This window comes from Nonomuraea salmonea (assembly GCF_042428605.1).
Classification (GTDB): Bacteria; Actinomycetota; Actinomycetes; order Streptosporangiales; family Streptosporangiaceae; genus Nonomuraea; species Nonomuraea salmonea.
On sequence record NZ_JBHMCF010000008.1, the window covers coordinates 154,378 to 180,518 of the forward strand.

General features: G+C 72.7%; 25 protein-coding genes. 9 read left to right on the forward strand and 16 right to left on the reverse strand.

The features are described 5' to 3' along the window. Positions 1-37 precede the first annotated feature (37 nt). On the forward strand, positions 38-604 hold the full coding sequence (locus ACFFR3_RS08195) for a DoxX family protein (RefSeq protein ID WP_379482863.1): 567 nt from the start codon (positions 38-40) through the stop codon (positions 602-604). 79 nt (positions 605-683) lie between these two features. On the opposite strand, the gene ACFFR3_RS08200 is transcribed toward ACFFR3_RS08195, so the two are convergent. From ACFFR3_RS08200 to purB, 3 genes are all read right to left on the reverse strand, one after another. Continuing rightward, positions 684-1,670 (reverse strand): DUF4037 domain-containing protein, encoded by a 987-nt coding sequence (locus ACFFR3_RS08200; RefSeq protein ID WP_364373056.1) that lies wholly within the window; start codon positions 1,668-1,670, stop codon positions 684-686. Positions 1,671-1,889: 219 nt separating this feature from the next. Next, the gene (locus ACFFR3_RS08205) at positions 1,890-2,771 is read right to left on the reverse strand and encodes a GNAT family N-acetyltransferase (protein ID WP_379482864.1); all 882 of its coding nucleotides are present in this window, start codon (positions 2,769-2,771) and stop codon (positions 1,890-1,892) included. After that, positions 2,768-4,198: an adenylosuccinate lyase gene (gene purB, locus ACFFR3_RS08210; protein WP_345407364.1), complete on the reverse strand. Its 1,431-nt coding sequence runs from the start codon at positions 4,196-4,198 to the stop codon at positions 2,768-2,770. The genes ACFFR3_RS08205 and purB overlap by 4 nt, the downstream gene beginning before the upstream one ends. Before the next feature lie 163 nt (positions 4,199-4,361). Between purB and ACFFR3_RS08215 the strand changes: the two genes are divergently transcribed. Further along, positions 4,362-4,835 carry a cupin domain-containing protein gene (locus ACFFR3_RS08215; protein WP_345407367.1) on the forward strand — a complete coding sequence of 158 codons (474 nt, stop codon included), beginning with the start codon at positions 4,362-4,364 and terminating at the stop codon, positions 4,833-4,835. 15 nt (positions 4,836-4,850) lie between these two features. Here ACFFR3_RS08215 and ACFFR3_RS08220 read toward each other — a convergent pair whose 3' ends face one another. The 4 genes from ACFFR3_RS08220 to ACFFR3_RS08235 form a co-directional block, all read right to left on the reverse strand. Beyond that, complete coding sequence (locus ACFFR3_RS08220) at positions 4,851-6,116, reverse strand: MFS transporter (RefSeq protein ID WP_379482865.1); 1,266 nt, start codon at positions 6,114-6,116, stop codon at positions 4,851-4,853. Next, a complete protein-coding gene (locus ACFFR3_RS08225; RefSeq protein ID WP_379482866.1) occupies positions 6,109-6,672 on the reverse strand; it encodes a helix-turn-helix domain-containing protein in 564 nt (187 codons plus the stop codon). The genes ACFFR3_RS08220 and ACFFR3_RS08225 overlap by 8 nt, the downstream gene beginning before the upstream one ends. A gap of 91 nt (positions 6,673-6,763) precedes the next feature. Continuing rightward, entirely contained in the window at positions 6,764-7,249 is a 486-nt protein-coding gene (locus ACFFR3_RS08230) for a GNAT family N-acetyltransferase (RefSeq protein ID WP_364373069.1), read from the reverse strand. A gap of 69 nt (positions 7,250-7,318) precedes the next feature. Beyond that, positions 7,319-10,552, reverse strand: a complete 3,234-nt coding sequence (locus tag ACFFR3_RS08235; RefSeq protein WP_379482867.1) for an efflux RND transporter permease subunit — start codon at positions 10,550-10,552, stop codon at positions 7,319-7,321. 99 nt (positions 10,553-10,651) lie between these two features. On the opposite strand from ACFFR3_RS08235, the gene ACFFR3_RS08240 reads away from it, so the two are divergent. Then, on the forward strand, positions 10,652-11,113 hold the full coding sequence (locus ACFFR3_RS08240; RefSeq protein WP_345407395.1) for a MarR family winged helix-turn-helix transcriptional regulator: 462 nt from the start codon (positions 10,652-10,654) through the stop codon (positions 11,111-11,113). On the opposite strand, the gene ACFFR3_RS08245 is transcribed toward ACFFR3_RS08240, so the two are convergent. The 3 genes from ACFFR3_RS08245 to ACFFR3_RS08255 form a co-directional block, all read right to left on the reverse strand. Then, positions 11,110-11,472: a GntR family transcriptional regulator gene (locus ACFFR3_RS08245; protein ID WP_364373076.1), complete on the reverse strand. Its 363-nt coding sequence runs from the start codon at positions 11,470-11,472 to the stop codon at positions 11,110-11,112. The two genes, ACFFR3_RS08240 and ACFFR3_RS08245, sit on opposite strands and share 4 nt — an antisense overlap. Next, complete coding sequence (locus tag ACFFR3_RS08250; protein WP_379482868.1) at positions 11,466-12,443, reverse strand: hypothetical protein; 978 nt, start codon at positions 12,441-12,443, stop codon at positions 11,466-11,468. Before ACFFR3_RS08250 ends, ACFFR3_RS08245 begins: the two co-directional genes overlap by 7 nt. 141 nt (positions 12,444-12,584) lie before the next feature. Further along, positions 12,585-14,861, reverse strand: coding sequence for a HelD family protein (locus ACFFR3_RS08255; RefSeq protein WP_345407407.1), 2,277 nt, complete (start codon positions 14,859-14,861; stop codon positions 12,585-12,587). 140 nt (positions 14,862-15,001) lie between these two features. Between ACFFR3_RS08255 and ACFFR3_RS08260 the strand changes: the two genes are divergently transcribed. Next, positions 15,002-15,763 carry an SDR family NAD(P)-dependent oxidoreductase gene (locus tag ACFFR3_RS08260; RefSeq protein WP_345407410.1) on the forward strand — a complete coding sequence of 254 codons (762 nt, stop codon included), beginning with the start codon at positions 15,002-15,004 and terminating at the stop codon, positions 15,761-15,763. 172 nt (positions 15,764-15,935) lie between these two features. Here the strand turns inward: ACFFR3_RS08260 and ACFFR3_RS08265 are convergent, their stop codons facing one another. From ACFFR3_RS08265 to ACFFR3_RS08275, 3 genes are all read right to left on the reverse strand, one after another. Further along, on the reverse strand, positions 15,936-16,682 hold the full coding sequence (locus ACFFR3_RS08265) for a dienelactone hydrolase family protein (RefSeq protein WP_345407413.1): 747 nt from the start codon (positions 16,680-16,682) through the stop codon (positions 15,936-15,938). A 167-nt stretch (positions 16,683-16,849) separates the two neighbouring features. Further along, positions 16,850-17,971 carry a DUF1648 domain-containing protein gene (locus ACFFR3_RS08270; protein WP_379482869.1) on the reverse strand — a complete coding sequence of 374 codons (1,122 nt, stop codon included), beginning with the start codon at positions 17,969-17,971 and terminating at the stop codon, positions 16,850-16,852. Beyond that, positions 17,968-18,372 carry a GntR family transcriptional regulator gene (locus ACFFR3_RS08275; protein ID WP_345407422.1) on the reverse strand — a complete coding sequence of 135 codons (405 nt, stop codon included), beginning with the start codon at positions 18,370-18,372 and terminating at the stop codon, positions 17,968-17,970. The genes ACFFR3_RS08270 and ACFFR3_RS08275 overlap by 4 nt, the downstream gene beginning before the upstream one ends. A 186-nt stretch (positions 18,373-18,558) precedes the next feature. Between ACFFR3_RS08275 and ACFFR3_RS08280 the strand changes: the two genes are divergently transcribed. Continuing rightward, a complete protein-coding gene (locus ACFFR3_RS08280; RefSeq protein WP_379482870.1) occupies positions 18,559-20,415 on the forward strand; it encodes an alpha/beta fold hydrolase in 1,857 nt (618 codons plus the stop codon). A gap of 1 nt (position 20,416) precedes the next feature. Here ACFFR3_RS08280 and ACFFR3_RS08285 read toward each other — a convergent pair whose 3' ends face one another. After that, positions 20,417-20,881: a pyridoxamine 5'-phosphate oxidase family protein gene (locus ACFFR3_RS08285; protein ID WP_345407428.1), complete on the reverse strand. Its 465-nt coding sequence runs from the start codon at positions 20,879-20,881 to the stop codon at positions 20,417-20,419. Between the two features lie 158 nt (positions 20,882-21,039). On the opposite strand from ACFFR3_RS08285, the gene ACFFR3_RS08290 reads away from it, so the two are divergent. Both ACFFR3_RS08290 and ACFFR3_RS08295 read left to right on the forward strand, forming a co-directional pair. Further along, positions 21,040-21,990, forward strand: a complete 951-nt coding sequence (locus ACFFR3_RS08290; RefSeq protein WP_364373100.1) for an NAD(P)H-dependent flavin oxidoreductase — start codon at positions 21,040-21,042, stop codon at positions 21,988-21,990. 58 nt (positions 21,991-22,048) lie between these two features. Continuing rightward, positions 22,049-23,290: a PP2C family protein-serine/threonine phosphatase gene (locus ACFFR3_RS08295; RefSeq protein ID WP_364373103.1), complete on the forward strand. Its 1,242-nt coding sequence runs from the start codon at positions 22,049-22,051 to the stop codon at positions 23,288-23,290. A 2-nt stretch (positions 23,291-23,292) separates the two neighbouring features. Here ACFFR3_RS08295 and ACFFR3_RS08300 read toward each other — a convergent pair whose 3' ends face one another. Beyond that, positions 23,293-23,658: a DoxX-related protein gene (locus ACFFR3_RS08300; RefSeq protein ID WP_379482871.1), complete on the reverse strand. Its 366-nt coding sequence runs from the start codon at positions 23,656-23,658 to the stop codon at positions 23,293-23,295. 6 nt (positions 23,659-23,664) lie between these two features. Here ACFFR3_RS08300 and ACFFR3_RS08305 point away from each other — a divergent pair, with 6 nt between their 5' ends. Together ACFFR3_RS08305 and ACFFR3_RS08310 are read left to right on the forward strand one after the other, a co-directional pair. Then, positions 23,665-24,597 (forward strand): helix-turn-helix domain-containing protein, encoded by a 933-nt coding sequence (locus ACFFR3_RS08305; protein WP_379482872.1) that lies wholly within the window; start codon positions 23,665-23,667, stop codon positions 24,595-24,597. Continuing rightward, positions 24,594-25,166, forward strand: coding sequence for a hypothetical protein (locus ACFFR3_RS08310; protein ID WP_345407446.1), 573 nt, complete (start codon positions 24,594-24,596; stop codon positions 25,164-25,166). Before ACFFR3_RS08305 ends, ACFFR3_RS08310 begins: the two co-directional genes overlap by 4 nt. A gap of 7 nt (positions 25,167-25,173) precedes the next feature. Here the strand turns inward: ACFFR3_RS08310 and ACFFR3_RS08315 are convergent, their stop codons facing one another. After that, on the reverse strand, positions 25,174-26,112 hold the full coding sequence (locus tag ACFFR3_RS08315; RefSeq protein ID WP_379482873.1) for a phosphotransferase family protein: 939 nt from the start codon (positions 26,110-26,112) through the stop codon (positions 25,174-25,176). Positions 26,113-26,141: the final 29 nt, after the last annotated feature.

Genomic DNA, 26,141 nt, shown 5'->3' on the forward strand with positions numbered 1-26,141 from the left:
GACGCATCCCCTCGTGAAACGGAAAGTGGTACCCGATATGACTGTGCACGTCACCGGCTCACCGCGCGCCGAGCGCGCCAAGCCCCGCAAGGGAGGGGTGAAGGTCACCTTCAACGGCGTCCTGTGGGCGTTGCAGGCGGTGTTCGGCTTCTTCTTCGCCGGCAGCGGCTTCGGCAAGGTGCTCATGTGGGACGCCGCCCTGTACGCGGCCGCGCCCGACGCCGTCGCCTGGTACGCCGCCGTCCCCCAGCCGCTGATCGTCTTCATCGGCGCCGCCGAGGTGCTCGGCGGGATCGGCCTGCTGCTGCCCGCGATGACCAGGGTCGCGCCCGCGCTGACCCCGCTGGCCGCCGCCGGCCTGACCCTGACCATGATCCTCGCCGCCGTCTTCCACATCGTGCGCGGCGAGCTCGCGCTGGTGCCCGCCAACCTCCTGCTCGGCGCCCCCACCGCCGTCGTGGCGGCCGGCCGGTGGCGGTCGCGGCCCGTCGCCCCCGCGAGCCTGACCAGGCCGCGCCTGCTCGGCGCGATCGCGGTACTCGCCGCGGTGGTCCTGCTGACGTTCCTGCCCACCTGGTACACCATGACCGTCACCCAGTTCTGACCCCTGCTGGTTACGGGGGGCCGGTCACGGAGGTCCGGGTGCGGGTGCCGGGTGCCGGGGCCGGTCGCGGGTCAGGTGGTCAGGTGGTCAGGCCGAGCGCCGCGGCCGTCACCGCGCGGGCGCGGTCCGGCCGGGTCAGCACGTCCACCGCGTCCACCACCTGATCCACGCACCCGGCGACCGGCAGCCCCCGCACCGCCGGGTCCGACACCGCCGCCATCAGCGCTTCGGCGAACCGGTCGCCGCCGATCACCCGGAACGGCCGGTCGTGGAAGCCGCGTACCCGCTCGTCCAGCCGTTCGGCCAGAGCGACGCGGTTCTGCAGCGCCGCCAGCCGCCCGTACGCGGCGGCCAGCCCGTCCTCACGCTCGCGCCACGACCGCGCCGCCAGCGCCGCCCCCAGCGACTCGCCCAGCTCCGCCGAGCCGGGCAGCCGGGCCAGCGCGCTGCCCAGCCATTTCGCGTACGGGGGATAGCGCCGGCGCAGCAGCAGCGCCAGCCGCATCACCTCCCGCGCCAGCCGCGCCCCCACCACGGCCGAGCCGAGCTCGTCGCCCACCTCGCCGCACCGGCCGGGGAACGGCTCCTCCTGCGCGATGCGCCGCCACTGACAGGCCAGCACATACCGCCACACATCCGCCGGATACCAGCGCAGCGCCTGCCTGACCGCCTCAAGGCCCGGCTCGGCCAGCCCGTCGTGGAACACCTCCCCGCCCGTCACCTCGGCCAGGCTCTGCCACGGCGACGACAGCCAGTCCAGCAGCCCCACCCCCGAACGCGGGTCGAACCCGAGCCGCTCCACCAGCCACCGCCCCAGCTCCGTCACCGTCACCCCGGGCCGCACCTGCCCGTGGTAGCCGAACACGGTGGGAAAGCCGCGAAACCGCTCCGGCAGCCCGGCCACCACCCGCTCCTCCACCTCCGCCACCCGGCCCGCCGCCACGAACACCAGCACCCTGGGGCCCCAGTCGTGGTCGGCGGAGCGGGCCGTGTCGAACGCCAGCACCTCAGACCCTGGCCCGATCAACGCCGCCGCGTGCGGCACGCCCGACACCAGCGGAGCCACGACCTCACCATAGAAGGAACGCGACAATTCGATACCAGGTACGAAATCCGTCATCACGCCGTCAACTTTGCCCCAGCGCCCGCCGAACCTCACCCGGTTTTCCACAGGCCCGAACACCCCGGCAGCCGCGCGCGAACCGGCACGGGTCGGCACGGGGCGGGCCGGCTGGGGTCGAGGCGGCGCGGTGAGAACCGGTGGGTCGCGGCGGGGTGTCGTGATTCAGGGGGTGACGCGTGCCGCCATGACGCGGCGGCGGCCGTAGCCGAGCCGCTCGTACACGGCGATCGCGGCGTCGTTGTCGTCGTCCACCATGAGCGTGGCCCGCCCGTGGGCCGCCACCAGCTCCCGCGTCACCCACCCGCACACCAGCCGGGCCAGCCCCCGCCCGCGAAAGCGCGCCCTGGTGGCCACCCCGGCGAGGAAGCCGACGGTGGGGGCGGGCCAGGCGTCAGCGGCGACCGCCGCCAGCTCCCCGTCCACCCGGATCCCGGCCCAGCGGCGAATCCCCGCCATACCGGGCACGGCGTAGGAGTGCGGGGCGTCGGCGGCCAGCAGCGCCGAAACCTCCGCCTCATCCTCCAGCCACACCACCCCGCCGCCTGCACCATCCTCGGCGGCGCGGGCGGTGGAAGGCCGGCGCACCCCATCGGCGGGACGGCTGACCCCAAAGGGCCGGCGCACCCCGTCGTCCGGACGACCCGCCGCAGAAGGCGGGGGCGTTCCAGCGGCGGGACGGCCGGCCGCAGGAGGTGCGCTCATCCGATCGTCCGCGGGTGGCAGGCTCATCCAGGAGAAGCGGCCGCCCTCGCGCAGCACGCCGACCTTCGCCGTGACGTCGACCAGCAGCTCCAGCTCACCCCACGGCCGGTACGCCGGCCCCACTTCGGCCAGCGCATGCTCCACGAGCTCCACAGCGGCGGACGTGTCGCCCCAGACGGCCAACCGGTCGTGACGCGAGATGGCCGGGCAGCTCGCCACCACCGCGTCCCCCAGCGCCCAGGCCCGCGCGCCGCCGCGCAGGCCCTGCGCCGTCCACATCACCAGGTCGTCGTCACCACAGGCGGCGGCCAGCTCCGCCTCCGACCGCAGCCGCCTGATCACAAGATCGCCCCTGGCCGGTACGCGGCCGCCTCCGGGTGCTCGGCCACGACCGTGCCGACGGCCTGCGCCACGGCCTGCACCTGGTCGGCCGCCGCGCCGGTGAACGACACCCGGTCGGCCAGCAGGCTCTCCAGCTCCGCCCGGCCGAGGGGGAAGCGTTCGTCGGCGGCGAGCCGGTCGAGCAGCTCGTTGGAGGCGCCGCGCGAGCGCATCGCCAGCGCCGAGGCCACCGCGTGCTCCTTGATCAGCTCGTGCGCCTGCTCGCGGCCCACCCCGGCCCGCACCGCCGCCATCAGCATCTTCGTGGTGGCCAGGAACGGCAGGTAGCGGCCCAGCTCGGCGGTGATGACCGCGGGGAACGCGCCGAACTCGTCCAGCACCGTCAGCATCGTCTCCACCAGCCCGTCGAAGGCGAAGAACGCGTCCGGCAGCGCGACCCTGCGCACCACCGAGCACGACACGTCGCCCTCGTTCCACTGGTCGCCCGCCAGCTCACCCACCATCGAGGCGTAGCCGCGCAGGATCACGGCCAGGCCGTTGACGCGCTCGCAGGAGCGGGTGTTCATCTTGTGCGGCATCGCCGAGGAGCCGACCTGCCCCTCCTTGAACCCCTCGGTGACCAGCTCGTGCCCGGCCATCAGCCGGATCGTCTTGGCCAGCGACGACGGCGCGGCGGCCAGCTGCACCAGCGCGGTGACCACCTCGAAGTCGAGCGAGCGGGGGTAGACCTGCCCGACGCTGGTGAAGCGGTGCTCGAACCCCAGGTGGGCGGCCACCCGCTCCTCCAGCGCGGCCAGCTTGCCCTGGTCGCCGCCCAGCAGGTCGAGCATGTCCTGGGCGGTGCCGACCGGCCCCTTGACGCCGCGCAGCGGGTAGCGGGCGATCAGCTCCTCCAGCCGCCGGTAGGCGACCAGCAGCTCGTCGGCCGCCGTCGCGAACCGCTTGCCGAGCGTCGTGGCCTGCGCCGCCACGTTGTGCGAGCGCCCGGCCATCACCGTCGCCTCGTGCTCCTGCGCCAGCTGCGCCAGGCGGGCCAGCAGCGCCACCACCCGGTCGCGGACCAGCAGCAGGCTGTCGCGCACCTGCAGCTGCTCGACGTTCTCGGTCAGGTCGCGCGAGGTCATGCCCTTGTGCACCTGCTCGTGCCCGGCCAGCGCGTTGAACTCCTCGATGCGGGCCTTGACGTCGTGCCGCGTCACCCGCTCACGCGCCGCGATCGAGTCAAGGTCGACCTGCTCGACCACCTTGTCGTAGTCGGCGATCGCGCTCTCGGGCACCGCCACGCCCAGCTCGGCCTGTGCCCGCAGCACCGCCAGCCACAACCGCCGCTCAGCGATGATCTTGTATTCGGGTGACCACAGACGGGCCAGTTCCGCCGAGGCGTAGCGGCCGGCCAGGACATTGGGGATACGCGGCTTGGAAGTCACGTTGGACAAGTGTATTCACACCGCCCCCGGCGGCGTGCAGGTCAGGGGGTCCCCAGCCGCACTCCCGGCCACACCAAGACTTGAACCGGCCCCTGGTTAACCCGCACCCGCCCCGGACAGCTGACGCCCAGCCGTACATCGGAGCAGAACGGGGACAGCCACCATGAACCGATCCCACCCCGCCCGCGGCCTCCTTGCGGCCACAGCGGTGACCGGCCTGCTGACCGCCACCTCCTGCGCCCCCTCCCACCAGCACGCCACCGGCGCCGCGGGCCGCGCACCCGCCGTCGCCACCACGACCGAGGCGCCGGAGGAGACCCTCGAACCGCTGCTCGAACAGGCGCTGCCCGGCGTCGAGGGCAAGACGTTCACCTCGGCCCTGGTGACGTTCCCGCCCGGCGGCCGCGCGGGGCCGCACCGCCACGGCACCGCCTTCGTCTACGCCTACGTCCTGGACGGCACCTTCCGCAGCCAGCTCGCCGGGGAGCCCGTCCGCACCTACCGGCAAGGGGACGACTGGACCGAGCAGCCCGGAGCCCACCACGTCCTCACCGAGAACACCAGCCGCACCCAGCAGGGCAGGCTGCTGGTCATCTTCATCGCCGACACCGGCTCCCAGCTGAAGATCGAGGATTAGCCGTGGCGGCGGCGGTCAGGGCCTCACCCGGGGCGCCCCGTCCTGTCCCCTTCGCGAGCCTGCGACGACGAGCAGCCCCGCCAGCATGAGCCCGCCCGCGTGCAGGCAGAGCGTCGGAATGATGCCCATGCGCCCGCCCAGCACGCCCGCCAGCGACGTCCCGATGAGCGACGTGCCGGCCTGGGCGGTGACGATCAGCCCGAACACCATGCCCGCCCGATCGGCGCCCGCCACCGTCTGCGCGAACGTCGTCAGCCCCGCCATCGACGCCGCCGCGGGGAACCCGGCCAGCGCGATCAGCACCATCGCCGGCCACACCTGCGACGTCAGCAGCGGATAGGTGAACAACGCCAGATCCGCCAGCCCGAACACCACCGTCCCCCACCCGAACAACGCCCGCGGCGTGAGACGGCCTGGCCTGGCGGCCAGGGCCAGCCCGCCCGCGATCCCGCCGACCGCCTGCGCCGACAGGAACAGGCCGTAGGCGTCGCCGTCCCCGCCCAGCACACCGGCCACGAACGGCGCCGCCAGCGTCGAGAAGATCCCCTCACCCAGCCCGGTGATCATCATGTACGCCAGCAGCAGCCGCACCCCGGGACTCGTCCGCGCCAGCCGCAGCCCCGCCAGCCACTGCCCGCCCACCCCCTCCCGCGCCGCCACGACCGCGTGGGCGGGCGGTCGCAGCCCGGCCAGCAGCAGCGCCGAGGCCAGGAACCCGGCCGTCCCGATCCCCACGACCGCACCAAGACCGCCCGCCCCGACCGCCACCCCACCGGCCAGCGCCCCCAGGAGCCGGGCCGCCTGACCGCTCTGCCCGGTCAGCGCATTGGCCCTGACCAGCTGGGAGCCGGGCACGATCTGCGGCACCAGCGCCTTCTGCGCGGGGAACAGCACCGTGCTCAGCACCCCGGTCCACAGCGCGACCGCGTACACGATCCACACCTGGCCCGGCTCGCGCACCGCGAGCAGCGGCAGCAACCCCAGCCCGAGCAGCACGTCCGCCACCACCAGCAGCCGCCGCCGGTCCCACCGGTCGGCCAGCACCCCGGCCACCGACCCGAGCAGCACGTCCGGCAGGCGGGCGGAAAGCAGCATGACGGCGCTCGACAGGGTCGAGCCGGTCAGCACGTACACGTGGTAGGCCAGCCCGGTGCTGATCACCCAGTCGCCGGTCTGCGAGATCAGCCCGGCCGACAGCAGCCGCCGATAGTCCCGGTTCGCCCCGAGTAACTCCCGCAGCCCACCGTCCTGCCGCGCCCTCGTCCCGCCGGCCTCAGTCACCGCTACCGGTCTCCGGCAGCGGCACCAGGAGGGTGGTCAGCTGAACGGGCCGCGCCCCTTCAGGCCGCTCGGACGCGTCGGCGATGCGCGCCATCAACGGCTCCAGCAGCCGCCCGATCCCCTCGTCCAGCTCGGCCAGCTCCTCAGGAGTCACATACAGGTACGAGGTGCCGATCCCGCCCGCCTGCCGCCACTCCTCCGGTTCCGCACCGCGCCGCTCCTGCCACTCGGCCAGCCGCGCCAGCGCCCGCTCGGCCATCACCTGCTCCAGCAGCCCCCGCGCCGCCGACTTCTCGGGGCTGGTGTCGACGTCGGACCAGTCCTGCGTCAGCGACGTCACCTTCCACGGCCGCTCCCGGTCGTCGCGCGCCTCGGCCTGCTCGACGAAGCCGTACCGGGCCAGCTGCCGCAGATGGTACGAGGCCAGCGCCTGACTGACCCCGACCTCCCGCGCCGCGTCGGCCGCCGTCATCGCCCCCGACCGCATGAGCAGCTCGTGCAGCGCCAGCCGCACAGGATGGGCGAACGCCCGCATCGCGGCCGGATCGTCCAGCATCTGCCGCGGCCGCTCCCTCCAAGATTCCAAAGACATGCTTGGAATACTCACCGCACGGCACCAACATGTCAAGGAAACCTTTGGAATCGGGCTACGGCTCACCCGCATCCAGCACACGCGTCAACCGCACCGCCTCCTCACGGAACCCCAGCGACGCATAGAAACCCCGCGCGGCCGCATTACCCGCCGCCGTCTCCAAGGTCAGGTGACGCACCCCCTGGCCACGCGCCCACCCCTCGGCCGCCGCCACCAGCCGGCGCCCCACCCCCATCCGCACGGCGTGCGCGGCCACCGCCAGCTCCCCGACGTACGCCTCCGGCGTCCCCGTGAAATGGTCCTGCGTGTTGACCGACACCACCCCCACCACCTCAACCCCCGCCACCGCCACGAACACCGCCCCCCGCGCCGCATCACCCGCACTCAGGAACGCGGCGAGCCAATCACGGGCCGCCGCCACCACCGCCTGAGCGTCACGCCACTCGGCCACACCCTCCGTCAGCCGGCCCGCCAAGGCCAGCACCGCGTCACGGTCCTCCGCACGCACGGGCCGGACCCGCACCACGTCCTCCATGCTCATGCCCACCAGCATGCACACACGCGAACGCGCCCGGCGGGGAACGACCCCCGCCGGGCGCGCGCCTGCAGATCAGACCGGGTGAGCGGCCACCTCCTCCTTCTTCGCCACAGACTCGCCCGCCGCGTGACGCGGGCCGTCGTCACGGCGGCGCGACACCACCACGTACAGCGTCGGCACCAGCACCAGCGTCAGCAGCGTCGACGACACCAGCCCGCCGATCACCACGATCGCCAGCGGCTGCGAGATGAACCCGCCCGACCCCGTCACACCCAGCGCCATCGGCGTCAACGCGCAGATCGTCGCCACCGCGGTCATCAGGATCGGCCGCAACCGCCGCCGGCCACCCTCGATCACCGCCTCCACCACGCCCATACCGCGCTCACGGTACTGATTGATCAGGTCGATCAGCACGATCGCGTTCGTCACCACGATGCCGACCAGCATCAGCACCCCGATCAACGCCGGCACGCCCAGCGCCGTGTCCGTCGCCACCAGCAGCCCGATCGCGCCCGTCGCCGCGAACGGAATCGACACCAGCAAGATCACCGGCTGCACGAAACTCCGGAACGTCGCCACCATGATCATGAACACGATCGCGATCGCCGCCAGAATCGCCATCCCCAGATCCGCGAACGCGTCCGCCTGATCCGCCGACACACCACCGATCTCGTACGACGCCCCCGCACCCAGATCCAGCCCGTCCAGCTTCTCCGTCAGCTCCTGCGTCACCGCACCCAGATTCCCCGCATCAGCCGCCCGCGCCGACACCGTCGCGGAACGCTCACCATCGATCCGCGTCACCTGCGTCGGCCCGTCCACCTGCCGCACCGACGCCACCGACGACAGCGACACCAGCCCACCGGCCGTCGGCAACCGCAGATCCTTGACCGCCTCGATGTCCTCAGGCGCCTCCGCACCCCGCAACACCAGATCGCTCGCCCGGCCCTCCAGCGTGATCTGCCCCAGCGGCGCACCACGGAACGCCTGCGCCACCGCCTGACCCACCGCGGCCTCCGACAGGCCGCGCTCGGCCGCCTTCTCCCGGTTCACCACGACCTCGACCCGCGGCGCACTCGACTCCAGGTTCGACGACAGATCCTGCAGACCGCCCACACCCTCCATCGCGGTCTTCACCTGGTCCGTCGCCGCCCGCAACGCCTCGACGTCCGCCGCCCGCACGATCACCTCGACCGTGTCCGTCGCGAACCCGCCACCACCGGCACCGCCGACCGTCACCTCACCCACACCCGACAGACCGTCGATCTTCTCCCGCAGCTCACGCTCCACCACCGCAGCATCGACGTCCTCACCCAGCGTCACCGAGAACGACGCCCGATCCGCGCCACCGCCCAGACCACCCGTCATGGCGTTCCCGCCACCGACGTTCACCTGGTACGTCTCCACACCCGCCTGATCGGCGAGCACCTCCTCGACCTTCGCCGCCGCCTCGTCCGTCGTCACCAGATCCGTGCCCACCGGCATCCGCTGCGACAACGACAACGTGTTCTGCCCGGAGGCGTCCAGGAAGTTCGTCCGCAAACTGCCCGCCAGACCCATCGTCGCGACGAACACCGCCACCCCGATGAGGATCGTCACCAGCTTGAACCGCGTCGCGAACCGCAGCACCGGCAGATACGCCCGCTGCAACGGCGAGCGCAACTCCTTCGCCTCGGCCTCCTCACGCTGCTTACGCGCCTCCTCAGGCGACAGGTCAGGAGCCCCCAGGAACCAGTACGCCAGCACCGGCACCACCGTCAGCGACACCACCAGCGACGCCAGCAACGCCACCGTCACCGTGATCGCGAACGGGCTGAACAGCTCACCCACCATGCCGCCCACCAGCGCGATCGGCGCGAACACCGCCACCGTCGTCAACGTCGAGGCCGTCACCGCCCCCGACACCTCACGCACCGCCGTCAAGATCGCCTGGAACTTCGCCTCACCGTAGGCCAGATGCCGCTTGATGTTCTCCAGCACCACGATCGAGTCGTCCACCACCCGGCCCACCGCGATCGTCAGCGCGCCCAGCGTCAGCAGGTTCAGCGAATAGTCACCCGCCCACAGCACCAGCAGCGCGATCACCACCGACAACGGGATCGACACCGCCGTCACCAGCGTCGAACGCACCGACAGCAGGAACACCAGGATCACCAGCACCGCGAACACCAGGCCCAGCAGGCCCTCCGTCGTCAGGCTCTCGATCGACTGCTCCACATACGGCGCCTGGTCGAACACCACCGACACCGCCGTGTCCGACGAATCCCCCAAAGCCTTCGTCAGCTCCGGCAGCTTCTCACGGATGTCATGCGAGATCGCCACCGCGTTACCGTCCGGCACCATCGTCACCGACAGGCCCAGGCTCTGCTTGCCGGCCGTCCTGGTGATCGTCGTCGCCTCCGCCAGGCCCCGCTTGATCTCCGCGACGTCACCCAGCTTCACCGGCTTGAGCGGCCTCGGCCGCGCCGCCTGCTGCTGAGCCTGCTGCGCCTGCTGTGCCTGGGAGGGCTGAGCCTGGCCCGGCTGCGGCCGCGCCTGCTGCGGCTGAGCCTGAGCGGGAGCCTGGGGCTGAGCCGGCGTCAGGTACAGGTTCTTCAGCTTCGTCACCGAGTCGACCCGCGAGCCCACCTGCACCGTCAGCGACTTGCCGTCCGTCGTCAGCGTACCCGCCGGAATCGGCGTCCCGTTCGCCTTCAGCACCTCAGGGATCTGCGCCGCCGAAACCCCCGCCAGCGCCATCTTCTTCGCGTCCGGCTCGATCGTGACGACCTCGTCACGGGTGCCCGTGACCGACGCCTCCCGTACGCCCTCAACGCCCTGCAACTCCGGCACCGCGATCCGCCGCAACTTGTCGGCCATCGCCCGCTCGTCGCCGCCGTCGCCCACCGCCAGCACCATCACCGGGATGTCATCGGTGTTACCCGCGACCACCTGCGGATCCACCCCATCAGGCAACGCCGCCCGGTTGATCGCCTGCTGCATCTTGTTCAGCGACGCCTCGATGTCGGTGCCGTACTCGAAGGCCACCTGGATCTGCGCCAGGCCCTCCTTCGACGTCGAGGTCATCTGCTCCATCCCGGCAAGCCCCTGGAAGGACTCCTCGATCGGAGCCGTCACCTGATCCTCGACGATCTCCGGCGACGCCCCGGGATACGCCGCCACGACGAACGCGCCAGGGAACGACAACGACGGCAGCAACTGCTGCTTCAACTGCGGGATCGTGAACACGCCGAAAGCGCTGAGCACGACCGCCAGCAAGATCACCAAACTGCGGTTGACCAGGCTCAACCGGGCGAATGCGGTCACAGGCTCCCCCTCCAAGAGTTCGCCCCAGACTAACACTTCGCCTTGAACGAATATTTAACCGCGTCAAGCATTCCTGATAACCTTCTCAGGAAGCGAGAGGTGAGCGTGAACAACGAACGCGAAGAACTGATCCACCGGATCAACGAGACACAGCGGGCCCTCGCCCGCCTGTTCGCCCAGCAACACCAATCCCCCCTGTTCACCTCCAACCTCACCCTCAGACAACTCAAAGTCATCATGCTCCTGTCCATCAACGGCTCAGCCTCAGGACAGGACCTCGCCCACGACCTCGGCGTCGGCCTCGGCACCGTCACCGGCATCGTCGACCGCCTCGTCGCCCACGGCCTCGTCAGCCGCCACGAAGACCCCCAAGACCGCCGCGTACGCCGCGTCGAACTCACCCCCGCCGGCACCGACCTCATCGAAGAGATCAACAACGCCGGCGTCGAACACTACCGACGCCTCATGGCCCACCTCGACACCGAGACCCTGCGCGCCCTCGACCAGGTCACCCGCACCATCCGCGACGTCGCCGACAACCTCAACCAAGCCACCCGCTAACGCACCTCACCCAGCAACCGCTCCACCACCGCCAACGCCTCGGCATCCGACGCCCCCGCCCGCCGCGCCGCCACCACGAACTCCCGCGCCGCATCCTCCAACCGCACCCGCAACCCATCAGCAGACCCCGAGATCACCGCCGTACGCCCCCGCCGCAACTCCACCAACCCCTCATCACGCAACTGCTGATACCCCCGCAACACCGTGTGCAGATTGATCCCCAGCGACGACGCCACCGTCCGCGCCGACGGCAACCGATCACCCGGCTTCGCCGCCCCACTCGCCACAGCGGCACGCACCGCACCCGCCACCTGATCCGACAACGGCTGCCCCGCCGCGAAATCCACCGTGATCAGCACGACCGCGACCCCCTCAACCGCTCCAACCACCCGTTCACCAACGCCGCCCCCGTCTCCGCCTCCGGCGTCGAGAACACCAACCGGCGACCATCGGCCAGCCACACCACCAGCACCGGCCCCCTCCCACCCACCGCACCCCACCCCCAACTACTGTCATCCCACTTATAGCGGCCCTTCGGCACCCGATCCCCCACCTCCGCGTACCGGACCCACCCCCACGGCACCGACCTGCGCACCCGCAACCACGGCAACGCCACCGACACCCCACCCGCATCCACCTGCAACCGGCACCACGCCTGCGACGCCTCGAACACTCCCAGCACCACCAGCACCAAAAACCCCAGCCACGGCCAATCCAACCCCCGCGTCGCCAGCCACACCACCCCCACCAGCATCAAGCCACCCACGACCACCCGCCGCCACGACCACAACGACGTCACGAACATCACCCGCTCCGCCGCACCGATCGGCCGCACCCGCACCCACGGCGACACCGGCCCGTCCGCCTCCGGATGCCGCGGCAGCGCACCCGCCAGCCACCACCCCAGCCCGAACGCCGCCGCATACCCCGCCACCTTCACCACCAACGGCAGACCAGGCGCCGCCGCACCCCCGAGCGTCGCCGTCAGCCCCAGCGCCCACAACCCCCACGCCACCGGGATCACCGAACCCGTCACCACGCCCAGCGCCGCCACCACCCGCTGCCCCCACGGCACATGCCAGAACGACAGGAACGCCAGCACCGACAGCGCCTCCACCCACACCAGCAGCCCCCACACCGGCTGCGCCGACCACGCCTGCCAGGTGAACTCCACCCGCGTCGCGAACGACCAGCCGTGCACCCGCACCCGCTCAGGCAGCTCATCACCCATGGTCGCGACCAGCAGCACCGGCACCAGGAACATCGGGAGCGGACCGAGCACCGCGATCGCCAGCCGCCGTAACCGGCCCTGGGCGGCGTAGTCCTTCATGAGGGCTCCCACTGTTTGGCTGTGGCTATAACACTATAAAAGGCGTCGGACGCCGCAGGCGCAAGCCCCTTGGCCATCGGTGCAGGGTAGGAAGGCGCCGGGATGATCAAGACCAACCCGGCGCCTTTACAATGTAGATTTCTAAGTCAGCCGGGACAGCACCGACGGCAGCTCGCCCTCGTACACCACCGTCAGCCGCCGCGTCGCCCGCGTCACCGCCACGTACAGGTCCTGGCCGCCCATCGGCGACTGCCCCAGGATGCCCGCGGGATCCACCACCACGACCGCGTCGAACTCCAGCCCCTTGGCCTGCCCCACCGTCAGCACCGCGACGGGCGCCTCGAGCCCGCCGTCGGGGAACAGCGCCGACACCTCCGCGTGCCGCGCGTCAGGGGTCAGCACGCCCAGCCGGCCCTCCCCGACGACCGCCAGCTCCTCACCCACCACCCCGGGCAGCCCGTCCACGGGCAGCTCCAGGGCACGCGGCTCCGCCTCGCCCTCGCGTACGGACTCCGGCGGCTCCTGCCCGGGCGCGAACGCCCGCAACACGTCGGCCGCCACCCGCATGATCTCCACCGGCGTCCGGTAGTTGACCTCCAGCCGCTCCACCCGCCACCGGCCCTCCAGGTACGGGTCCAGCACCTCGCCCCACGACCGCGCACCCGCCGCCGAACCGGTCTGCGCCAGGTCGCCCACGACCGTCAGCGACTTGGCCGGCACCCGCCGCATCACCATCCGCCACGCCATCGGCGACAGCTCCTGCGCCTCGTCCACGATCACATGCCCGTACGCCCACGAGCGGTCCGCCGCCGCCCGGTCCGCCGTCGTCAGCCCCATGCCGTCGTCGGCGTGCCGCTCGGCCAGCACGTCGGCCCGATCCAGGATGCCCTGCTCGGCCACGCCCGTGACCTGCAGCACCTCGGCCGCGTACCGCTCCTGCCCGGCCTGCTCCTCCCGCTCCAGCCGGGCGGCCACCCGCCGCGCCGAGTCGTCCTCGCCCAGCAGCTCGGCCGCCTCGTCCAGCAGCGGCACGTCGCCCGCCGTCCACGGCGACTCCAGCGGCCGCACCAGCTCGCGCCACGCCAGCCCCGCAGGAGCGGCCGCCTCGAGCTCGTCCGGGGACGACAGCAGCTCGGCGACGAACCGCTGCGGCGTCAGCTCAGGCCAGAGCTCCTCCACCGCCGCCCGCACCTCCGGCTCACCCCACAGGCGCTGCGAAGCCAGCTCGATGTCCAGCTCGTCCAGGTCGCCCTCCAGATCCAGCGGCTCGCTCAGCTCGGGCTCGCCCTCGATCTGCAGGTCCTCGATGTGCAGCGACTCCTCAAGCGCCCGCGCCTCGGCCCTGGCCAGCTCCTTCAGCAGCTCGGTGACGTACAGCTTGCGCGCCATGTTGTGCGGCAGCCGCACCGCGCGCGCCCGCTCACGCAACCGCAGGCATGTCTCGTGCGGCACCCGCAGCCGCAGCCCGTCGAGCTCCACCACCAGCTCGCCGTCCGGCACCCGCTGCCGCCGCCGCAGCGCCTCGGCGACCAGCCCGGCCATCCGCAGGTCGCCCTTGACCACCGCCGGCGCCGGCGCGTCCACCGCCGCCGCCCGCACCCCGGGGAACATCTCCCCGACCGTGGTCATCACCACCTGCGTCTCCCCCAGCGCCGGCAGCACCTGGCTGATGTAGCGCAGGAACATCGGGTTGGGGCCCACCACCAGCACGCCACGCCGCTCCAGCGTGTCGCGGTGGGTGTAGAGCAGGTACGCCGCCCGGTGCAGCGCCGCCACCGTCTTGCCGGTGCCCGGCCCGCCCTGCACGACCAGCGCCCCCTGCAACCCGGCCCTGATCACCCGGTCCTGCTCGGTCTGGATGGTGGCCACCACGTCGCCCATCCGCCCCGTACGGCCCCGGCGCAGCGCCGCCAGCAGCGCCGCCTCGCCCACCAGCGTGCGGCGCTCGCCCTCGGCCATGCCCTCCAGGTCGAACACCTCGTCGTCGATGCCGACCACCACGCGGTCCTTCAGATGCAGGTGCCGCCGCCGCACCAGGCCACCGGGATCGGTGGCGGTCGCCACGTAGAACGGCCGCGCCGCCGGCGCCCGCCAGTCGATGAGCACCGACTCGTGAGCCTCGTCGCGCAGCCCGATCCTGCCGATGTACGTGCTGCGGCCCTCGCCGTCGTCGATGCGGCCGAAGCACAGGCCCCGCTCGACCGCGTCGAGCTGCGCCAGCCGGCGCGCCTGCTCCGCGGCCATCGTCTCGCGCTCCACCATCGCCTGGCGGGTGCCGACCGCGCCGCCCCTGGCGTACACCTCGCGCAGCGTCGCCCGCGCCCGCTCCCTGGCGGCGTCGAGCCGGCCGTACAGCCACGACACGGTGCGCTGCTCGGTGTCAAGGGCTTCGGCGAGACCATCTTGACGATTAGTCATTCGCTGATATACTCCTAACAGGAGGGCTGTAACAGCTCCGTCTTGATGTGATGGACGTACGAGCTTAACGCCCGCGCATGCCCGCGCGCAATCGCCCCCCTTCTCTTCCTCCGCACCGCAGAGTGCTAGCTTGCCTGTCCATGTCGGACTATCTGCGGGAACTCTTCTCCCTCCACGGCCGGCGCGCCCTGGTCACCGGTGGCAGCTCCGGGATCGGGTACGCCATGGCCGAGGCCATCGGCCGCGCCGGAGCCGAAGTCGTCATCGTCGCCCGGACACAGAGCGCGCTCGACCAGGCCGTCACCCGCATGCGCGAGCACGGCGTCACCGCCTCCGCCATCGCCGCCGACCTCGGCGAGCGCGACGACGTCGAACGCGTCCTGGCCACGGCAGGCGACATCGACATCCTCGTCAACGACGCCGGCAACAACATCCGCAAGCCCATGGCCGACCTCACCCGGGACGACTACGAGCGCACCCTGGCCGTCAACTTCACCGCCCCCTACCTTTTGGGCCAGCACTACGGACCCAAGATGGCCGCCCGCGGCTGGGGCCGCATCATCAACGTCGGCTCCCAGCAGTCGATCAGGGCCTTCGGCGACAGCGGCATCTACGGCGCCTTCAAGGCCGCGCTCGCCGGGCTCACCCGCTCCCAGGCCGAGGCGTGGTCGGCCGACGGGGTGCGCGTCAACACGATCATCCCCGGCTTCGTCCTCACCCCGCTCACCGCCGAGGCCCAGGCCATCCCCGGCCGCGTCGAGGCCCTCGCCGCCCGCCACATGGTGGGCCGCAACGGGCTGCCGCAGGACTTCGGCGGCGCCGCGGTGTTCCTCGCGAGCGAGGCCTGCTCGTTCATCACCGGCCAGATGCTCTTCGTGGACGGCGGCTTCGCCGTCCACTGACCGGACGCCCCCTGCCCCGCCAACGGAGCCAGGACGCGTGCTCAGCCCGATCTTCTTCCCCGGCGAGGAGCCTTCCGACGGCTCCGGACCATGAGGAGCGCAACGACCCGGCGCCTTCTGCCCTCCAGCCGGGCCGAGGAGGGGCTGGCCCGGCTGGCGAGGATGACGTCCGCTACCGCTTGGCGCTGGAGCCGTTCGCCCTCGACCGAGCCAGGTGGCGGGCGAAGAAGCGCGCCTCATCGTCCACCTCGAACGCCGGCACGTCGCCGTGCCCGCCGGGGTTGGCGTGCAGCGTCTTGTCAGACGTGCCCAGGGCGTCGAACAGGGCCAGGCCACGCTCGCGCGGCACCAGCCGGTCGTCCCACTGCAGCAGGAACCGCACCGGCACCTTGACCTGGGCGGCCTCCCCGGCCAGGCCGTCGGCGCCGAGCAGGCCCAGGACCGCCGCGCCGATCCTGGGCTCCGCCGCGATGAGCGGGATGCCGAGCCCGCACCCCATCGACAGGCCGCAGTAACCGGCCGGGCCGTCGCCGACCTCGTCGAGGCGCCGCACGGCGGTCAGCACCGCCCGCCACTCGGCGACGGCCTGCCCGGCCAGGTGTGCGTGCATGGCGGCGACCAGCGCACCCGGGTCGCCGCCTCCCCGCAGCCCGGCCGCGATCCGGCCGAACTCCTCGTCCTTGGGCCGGTCGCCGTGGTTCGGCGCGTCGATCGCGACCACCGCGAAGCCCGCGGCGGCGTAGCGGCGGGCGCGGGCGACGACGCCCGGGGCGGTCTTGTGCTGACCGCCGCCATGACCGAGCAGGATCAGCGGGCTCGGCCCGGCGGCCTGCGGCGTCCACAGGACGCCGGGAACGTCATCGAGGGTGAAGAACTGTTCGGTGACGCCGTCGGACGACGTCAGGGAGGTGAAGCGCATCAGCGTTCCACGCCTTTCGGGAGGACTCTACGCGGGCGCTCCCCACGCCACGTGCACGAGGGAGCCCCGACCTGTCTCAGCGTTGATCGGTCTCACCTCCTCTGGCCACAGTGGCGTCCGGCGACGCTATCACGGTCAGCTGAGGAGCACCTGCCCGAGTTGCGCCTTTACATTGTAGATTCGGGGAGGTCGATGACGCCGAGGACGGAGAGCAGGGTCACCACGGCGATGACGGCCGTGATCGCCCAGGCGATCGGGTTGCCGAGGTTGAGGGTCCAGCGGCCGCCCACGCGCTGGTGGACGAGGATCGCCGGGTCCATGCGGTTGGCGTACAGCATGCCGGCGAGGTGCCAGTGGCGGTCGTCGTCGCGCTGGACGTAGCCGGACTCCTGCTCCTCTCCCGGCAGCGGGGGCAGGCGGTGGCCGGCTTCGCCGACGCGTACCGCGAAGGTCAGGCCGGCGAGCGCCACGGCGGCCACCGGCAGCCAGGTGAGCACCGTCACGAGCGTGCCGGACGGCAAGGTCTCCCACATCTGCAGGGCGAGGAGCAGCAGGGTGAGGTTCGCGCAGGCCACGCCGGCCAGCAGGAGGCGGGACAGGCCGCGCAGGTAGACGCGGTAGCGGCGGGCCGACCCTTGGGGGTGGGCGGCGTCGAGGTCGGGGCGGGCCCGCAGCAGGGCGGCGACCAGGAGCGGGGTGAGGAGGGTGAGGGCGAGCTGCGACAGGACGGGGGCGAAGGCGGTGGCGGGGGTCGTGGGCACGCGGGTCACCGCGTCGACGCCCCAGCCGCGCAGCGTGGCCAGCGTCTCCGGCAGGGCGGCGTAGCGCGTTGACCCGACGGCCGCGGTGATCAGCAGCAGCAGGACGGGCGGGATGAGCAGCCGCCACGGTACGCGCTCCGGGTCGGTGCGCAGCGTGGTGTCGGCGGCGGTCGCCTGCCGCGTTCCCTCGTACCATTTGCCGCGGCGTTTGGCCGCCGTCACCGCGCGGTGGGCGGCGTAGAAGAGGCCGATCTGGGCGGCGCCCAGGACCACGATGACGGCCTGCACCACGTCGGGCGTGCCGAGGAGGACCGCCGCGGGCGGTGCGAGCAGCGCCGCGACGCCCCCGAGGAGCAGGACGGAACGGGTGTAGCGGCGGCGCTGGGCGGTGACGGCCGGGTCGGCCACGTGGGTGCCGGGCACCCGGACGCCGAACGGCAGCGTCGGGCGGCCCAGCACCGGCACCGCCCACGCCACCGCCGTCAGCAGCGCGACCAGGGACAAGCAGGTCAAGGCGATCATCATCATGCCGGCGTTCTCCCTTTCCTGGCTCCGAACGAGTCGAGCACCTCACCGCACCGCCGCAACGCCTCCTGCTCGCCGAGGCCGTGCACCACCGCCTCGGCGAGCAGCGTCCGCAGCCGGGTCTCCCACTCCTCGGCGAAGCCCGCCTCCGCGGGCCCCGAGCCGGCGTCGCGGCGCACCACCGCCCCGCTCTTGCGGTTGATCCGGATGACTCCCTGCCTGCGCAGCAGGTCGTAGGCCTTGTTCACGGTGTGGAAGTTGATCGCCAGGTCGGCGGCCAGCTGCCGGGTGGATGGCAGCGCCGATCCCTCCTCCAGATCACCGTCGGCGATGGCCTCCACCACCCGGTCGCGGATCTGCTGGTAAATCGGCACCTCGCTGTCGAGGTCGATCGTCAGAAGCACAGTTGCAGTCTATCTGATATAGCTGAACTATAACAGATAGAGAAGGCGCGCCCTGGAGCGGGTCCGCCGAGCCAGCGAGAGGAACGATCTTCATGACCATCCAGCGATCCGCATCGAGTGAACCGTCCATCGCGTTCACGCAGGCAGGCGACCTGTCCGTCGGCTCACCCGGAAAGGGCTCCCCCTATGCGACCGACCGCTGAACCGCACCTCGTCAGCCCACCCGGCGGCACCCCCGGCGGCCGGCGGCGCGAGCTGACCGTCTTCGTGCTCATCGGCTTCGGCATCCCGTGGCTGCTCTGGCTGCTGCGGGTGCGTACCGGCGTCGACGTGGTCGCGCCGGGCGGGATGATCGCGGTAGGGCTGGCCACGTTCGTGGCCCTGCGCCTGGGCAGGCGGACGGGCGGGCGGACGGGCGGGCGGACGGGCACCGTCGCGCGCGACACCGCGCTCGTCCCGGTCCGCCCGGTTCGCCGGCTCGTCCGTTTCTGCGCGATCGCGCTCGGGGCCACGCTCGCCTCCGGCTTCCTCGCCGTCGCGATCGGCGCGTGGGCGGGGGAGTATCCGACCGACCTGGAGAACCTCTCGGGGCTGCGTGACGTGTACGGCACGAGCGGCGAGCCCTTCCAGCTGATCCTGTCCGCGCTGGCGGTCAACATCGGGCTGCTGGTGGTGGTGCTGCCGCTGGCGTTCTGCGAGGAGTGGGCCTGGCGGGGCTTCCTGCTCCCCCGGCTCCGCCCCCTCGGGCTGTGGCCGGCGCTGCTGGCCGGCGGGCTGATCTGGGGGGTGTGGCACCTGCCCGGGTACGTCGGCGCGGGCGCTTCGGCGGGGTTCGTCCCCTTCCTGGTATTCACGGTGTTCTTCGGCATCCTGCTCGGATGGCTGCGCCTGGCGTCCGGGCTGATCTGGCCCGGCGTGCTCGCCCACGCGGCCAACAACACGCTGGTCACGGCGTTCGTGAACGTCGTGACCAGCGCCGACGACGAGCGGGCGCTGAGCGACCCGTGGACCGTCGGCCTCAGCGGCTGGCCCGGCTGGCTGATCATGCTCGCCGTCATCCTCGTGGGGGCGCGCGCGATCCGGCGCGCCGCCGAACGCGACCCCGCCTTCGGCGGCCTCCCACGGCGGCGGCCGCGTCCCCTGCGGCGGATCGTGGCTGCCTCACTCGGCCTGGTCATCGTGGCCGCGCTCGCCGGGACGGCCGTCGAGCAGTCCATGGCTCGCACGGACGCGCGGCGCTTCCCCGCGCCTGGCCGCCTCGTCAGCGTCGGCACGCACCAGCTGCACCTGCGCTGCCTGGGCAGTGGGAGCCCGGCGGTGGTGTTCGAGGCGGGATGGGGTGACTCGTCCACGACCTGGGACGGCCTGCAGCGGGAGCTGGCCGCTTCCGGGCGGCGGTCCTGCGCCTATGACCGGGCGGGTTACGCCTGGAGCGAGCCGGGCCCCGGCGTGCGGGACGCCTCGGCCGAGGCGGCTGAACTCGTGACGTTGCTGGCGAACGCGGGCGAGCGGGGGCCGTTCGTGTTCGTCGGGCATTCCTGGGGCGGGCACGTCCTGCGGCTGCTGCGCGCGCAGCGGCCCGAGCAGGTCGCCGGGCTGGTGCTGCTCGACATCGCGGACGAGCGGAACACCGGCCTGGCCACCCCGGCCACGATCCAGGCGCACGTGTGGTCCTTCGCGGCCGGCGCGGGGCTGCTGCGTACCGGAGCCTGGATGGTCGACCCCCGTGAACCACGCCTCACCCGCGCCAACGCGCCCGTCGTCTTCGGCCCGGCCACCTGGGCCGCCGCCGCTGCCGAGATGCGCGCGTACGACGCCACCGTCCGCGCCGTCCGGGGCCTCCCCAGCGGGCCGGGGTCATGGGGCGGCCTGCCCCTGACGGTCATCAGCGCCCAGGACGGCGGCGAACGGACGGCGCGGCTCTCCACGCGCGAACGGCACGTCGTCGCCGCCACGCAGGACCACTACGTGCACCTCGCCGAACCCGCGCTCGTCCTGCGGGAGATCCACCGGGTGCTCGGAGAGGCCGCCTTTACAAAGTAGATCACTTGCGGCGGAACTCCCGCTCCCCCACCCCTTCGTGCCAGGACCGGATGACCAGCTCATCGTCCTCGACCCGGGTCCACACCACCTCGCCCACATCGACGCGGAACAGGTGAGAGCCGGGCTCGGTCTGCCCGGCCGCCGCGAACTCGTCCGGGTCGGTGATCTCCATCGCCCGGCCGGCCAGCTTCACATCGCCCTCCCACGCGGCGGGATCGTCGTTGAACACGGACGTGACATGAATCGCCATCCGCGGATCCCGCCGCAGGTCGTGCGCCTTGACCGCGCCGCCCATCGAGCCCAGCCACAGCTCGCCGTCCTTGCGCTCGACCTCGGTGCCGCTGACCCGCGGCGACCCGTCCTTGCGCAGGGTGGCGAGGACCTTGTGCTTGTACGCGTCCATGACCCGCTGAGCCGCCTCGGCCAGCTCGGGCGCCTGACGCTGGAACTCCTGCCAAGAAGCCATGCCCCCCATCATGGACCGCCGCACCGACAACCACCTCGGGTCCCGCGTGTCATCGATGAATGAAGGCCTCACGCATCAGAGCCGGCGGCAGTCCGCGTACGCGGTCGAACGGGGACAGGGTTACGCTGAGGCCGCCATGGGCTGAGCGAGGAGGAACCATGCCGCGTACCTGGTTGACCGAGCGGTTCGAGTTGCAGGTACCCCTGGTGGGGGCGCCGATGGCGGGGGTGAGCGACGGGCGGCTCGCGGGGGCCGTGTCGGCGGCGGGAGCGCTCGGCATGTTCGGGGTGCCGCCGTCGGTGCCGGTGTCGTGGATCGAGGAGCAGGCCGCGATCGCCGCCGCGAGCGGGCGACCGTACGGCATCGGGCTGCTGGCCTGGGGATTGTCCGACGAGCATCTGAAGGCGGTGCTGCGGGTGCGTCCCGCCCTGGTGTCGGTGAGTTTCGGCGACTACGCCCCGTACGTTGAGCCGCTGCGCGCGGCCGGCATCACCGTGGCCGTCCAGGCGGGCACCACCGAGGAGGCCGTGCAGGCCGAGCGGACCGGCGTGGACGCCGTGGTGGCCAGGGGCGGCGAGGGCGGCGGGCACGGCCGCGACGACGTGGCCACGCTGCCGCTGCTGCAGACCGTGCTCGACGCGGTCCGCGTCCCGGTGCTGGCCGCGGGCGGCATCGCCACCGCGCGCGGGCTGGCCGCCGTGCTGGCCGCCGGCGCCGAGGGCGGCTGGGCCGGCACCGCGTTCCTCGGCTGCACCGAGACGACGCTCCCGCCCGAGGGGCTGCGGCGGGTGCTCGACGCCGGGGAGACGGGCACCGCGTACGGGCGGGTCTTCGACGTCGCCCAGGGGCTGCCGTGGCCGCCCGAGTACGGCGGCCGGGCGCTGCGCAACGCGTTCTACGACCGCTGGCGGGACCGCGAGGACGAGCTGGCCCGCGACGAGCAGGCACGCGCCGGGCTGGAGGCGGCACGGCAGGGCCGCGACTTCGACACCGCCTACGTCTACGCGGGCCAGGCCGTGGGGACGGTGACGCGGGAGCGCGACGCCGCCGACGTGGTCGCCGGCTTCGCCGCCGCGGACGAGCTGCTGTCCCGCTTCGCCGCCCCCTGATCGAGCGCGGCCCGCGCGGGTAGGAGCGGGAAAAGGACCGCGCGGAGGGGGGACGGCGTTGCGGGGCGAGAGTGAGCAGGCGTTGCCCGGCGTGCCGAGCGAGGGCGAGCGGACGATCGACGGCCTGCTGGAGGCCATGCACCTGGCCGGCATGGAGGAGATGCCCGCACTGGTCTCCGAGCACGCGCGGCTCGAGGGTTTCTCCGACGTCTCGATCTACGTGACCGACCTGCAGCAGCTGCTCCTCGTCCCGCTGGCGAACCAGGTGGACGCGGCGGGCGGCCCGCTGCCCACGATCAGGATCGACGGGACGCTGGCGGGGCGGGCGTTCCGGTCGGTGTCGCTGGTGCGGTCCCAGCCGGGCGGCGAGGGGCCGTACCGGGTGTGGGCGCCGCTGCTCGACGGCACCGAGCGGATCGGCCTGCTCGGCGTGACCGTGCCGCACGGCGGCGAGGTGGTGGAGCGGCGGATCAAGACGCTCGCGTCGCTGGTGGCGCTCCTGGTGATGAGCAAGCGCCCGCACAGCGACTCGTGCGCCCGCCTGGTACGCGCCCGCCCCATGGCGCTGTCGGCCGAGGTGCTGTGGAACCTGCTGCCGCCCGGCACGTTCGCCAAGGACGACGTGGTGGTCAGCGCGGCGCTGGAGCCCGCGTACGAGATGGGCGGCGACACCTACGACTACGCGATCGACGGCCACACCCTGCACCTGTCGATCTATGACGCGATGGGCCACGACACCTCCGCCGGGCTGACCGCCACGCTCGCCATGGGGGCCGGCCGCAACCACCGCAGGCAGGGCATGAGCCTGGCCGAGACCGCGCAGGCGGTGGACGAGGCGATCATGAGCGAGTTCGAGGGCCGCTTCGCCACCGGGGTGCTGGCCTCGCTCGACCTGCGTACCGGGCTGCTGGCCTGGGTCAACCGCGGGCACCACCCGCCGCTGGTGCTGCGCGACGGACGGCTGGTGGCGACGCTGTCGAGCATCCCCGACCCGCCGATGGGGTTCGGGCTGAGCGTCTCGACCGGGGAGCTGCGCTTCCAGCTGCAGCCCGGCGACCGGCTGCTGTTCTACACCGACGGCGTCATCGAGGCGCAGAGCCCGGACGGTGAGCGGTTCGGGCTCGAGCGGTTCATCGGGTTCGTCACCAAGCGGGAGGCCGACGGGCTCCCGACCCCGGAGACGCTGCGGCGCCTCATCCAGGCGATCCTGGCCCACCAGCGAGGGCGGCTGCAGGACGACGCGACCGTGATGACCGTGGAGTGGAAGCCCCGCCGTCCCTCCCACCAGCTCGTCCTCTGACCTCACGCCCCCGTCGCCACCAACAGCGCCCAGCCGATGTACCCGACGTTCACCACCAGTCTCGCCGCGACCACCCCCGGCCGGAGCAGGACGTTCGTGTGGCGGGGCCTGGCGTGCCGTACCGCGTCGAGGTGGGAGACCAGGTACGCCCCGATGAGCGCGGCGGCGGCCCAGGCACCGGCCGCGCGCGTCGGCGGCACCGCGATGAACACGCCCACCACCAGCTCGGCCACCCCGCTCACCGCCACCAGCAGCCCTGCCGCGCCGAGCCACGACGGCACCAGCGACCGGAAATATCCGGGGACCACGAAATGCGCCACCCCCGTCACGCCCAGGAAGACCGCCAGGACGGCCGCGATAACATCCATGCCGCGATGCTCCCTCCCCTCCGTACGCCGGCGCTTGAACGAAACGATCGCGCTCCCGACGGCGGGGTGACGGTCTTCGGCGAGTCGGCCCCGTTCCAGGTCGGCCGCCACCGCCACCCGGTCTGGAAGGTGGTGCTCCCCCTCGGCGGACACGCCTGGCTCCGCCCGGACACCGGCGCCTCCGTCACGGCGGCGGGCCTCATCGTGCCACCGGAGTTCGCCCATACGTGCGGAGTGACGTCCGGCTACGTCGCCCTGTTCATCGACCCGACACTCATCCGCCCCGGCCTGGACCCGGTGGCTCTGGAACCCGCGACCGTCCGCAGACTGCACGCGGCCCTGTCCTCGGCCCTGTCCTCGGCCCTGTCCTCGGCCCTGTCCTCGACGCTGTCCTCGACGCTGTCCTCGACGCTGTCCTCGACGCTGTCCTCGACGCTGTCCTCGGCCGCGACCGACGACCGCGCCGAGCGCGCCGCCACCGGCCTCCCGGCCGGGCCGGTCACGCGGGATGCCGCCGCCGGCTTCCTTGCCGGGCCGCTCGCGCTTGGCGACGCCGCCTCAGACTTCCTCGCCGAATTGGCCGCGCGCACCGGCGCACCGTCCCTCGACCCACGGGTCGCGTACGCCGTGCGGCGGGGGCTGCTGGGTGAGGCGCCGGCCGTCATCGCGGCCGACGTCGGGCTGTCGATGCCGCGGCTGCGGGCCCTGGTGCGGGCAGCGGTGGGGGTGCCGCTCGTCCGGCTGCGGCGGTGGGGGCGGTTGCGGGTGGCGGTCTCCGCGCTGCCGGGTGGGTCGGTGGCGTCGGCGGCGGCCGAGGCGGGTTTCGCCGATCAGGCCCACCTGGCCAGAACGGCCCGCGAGTTGCTGGGCCGAACGCCTGGCTCCTTGCGGAAATACGGGTGCGGCGCGGGCTCCGGTGGTGTTTCATGCATCGGATGATCGACGATCCGCTGGAGCGCCTGCGCGCCGCCGTCCACCGTACCCAGGAGACTCATCGCACGAGCACCGGGCTCGGCCATGAGGACGCCGACGACGACGTCGGCACGATCGGCACCGACGGCGCGATCGGCTTCGACCCGTTCCCGCTGCTCGAAGCCCTGCACCGGCACGGAGTCAGGGCCGTGGTGATCGGGCAGGTGGCGGGGATCATGCACGGGTCCGAGGAACTGACCGGCGACCTCGACCTGCTCTGGGACGGCAACCCGGCCAACGCCCCGGCCCTGGCGAAGGCGTTCGCCTCGGCCGGCGGGCCGCCCGTGGAGCCGGAATCGTTCCTGCGGCCGAAAGTGCCGTTCACCGTGCGGGGAGCGGGCGGCGACTGCTGCACGCCGGCGCTGCCGTGGGGCGACCTGCACGTGCCCGGGTTCCTCGACCGCGCGCTCACCGCCACCGGCCGGGACGGTCTCCAGGTGCGTTACGCCTGCCTCGACGACCTGATCCTGATGCGGCGCGCGCTGGGCCGTCCCAAGGACCTGCGGCGCGCGGCCGAGCTGGAACGCCTGCGCTGAGGCGGCGTCACCACCGCTCGCGCAGCCAGTCGAGCGACGCCCGCCCGAGCGCCGTCGCCATCTTCAGGAGGGCCCGGTCCGCACCGGGCCCCGCCGTCACGGCCAGCCTGAGCAGGAACCCGGCGTGCAGCACGAGCAGGTCGTCGATCTGGGCGGCGGCGAGGTGGCGGGTGAGCGGGTGGGCGTCGGCGAGCGGCTGGGGCTCGACGCCGCTCAGCCGGGCGCTGGACAGCAGCGTGACGACGTCGGCGTACGGCGCCCCTGCCCAGGCGTGCGGCCAGTCCACCACGACGACCCGGTCGGGGCAGATCAGCACGTTGAACGGATAGAGGTCGCCGTGCAGCAGCGTGTCCCCCTGGTACGGCGACTCCGCCCCCGCCTCGGCCCCGGCCAGCTCGTCGAGCCGATCCGCGGCCCACGGTGCCAGCACGGCGAGCGCCTGGCGCGCCTCGGGTGAGGTCAGCGCCGCCCATCCGCCCAGCCGGGGCCGGGCCAGCAGGCGTTCCTCGACCGGGGACGGCGTGAGCAGCGCCGCCAGCTCGCCGGCCGTCTCCAGCACCCGGTCCAGCTCGTCCCGCCGCCACGGCTGGGCGGGCAGCCGGCCGTCGATCTCCTCGAAGGCCAGGGCGACCCAGTCGCCGTCGTCGTACGCGCCCAGCAGCCGGGGCACCGGCGCCAGCCCCGCCAGCCGTTCCGAGATCGGCGCCTCCCGCCGGTGGAAGGCGGCCGCCGCGGGTGCCCGCGCGGTCTGGGCGGCCTTGACGAACGCGTGCGTGCCGTCGGCGAGCCGGACCCGGGCGGCCACCCCTTCCGAGAAGCCGCCCGGCTGGTCGGTGGCGCCGGTCACCCGGGCGCCGAGCAGCCGCTCGATCTCTTCGACGACGGGCGCGGGCAGGGCCGTCCATGGCCGCCGCTGCCCGCCGGTGTGGTGCGGAATGGTCACCATGAGGTCATCCCGATCTTCCCTTTCGTCGG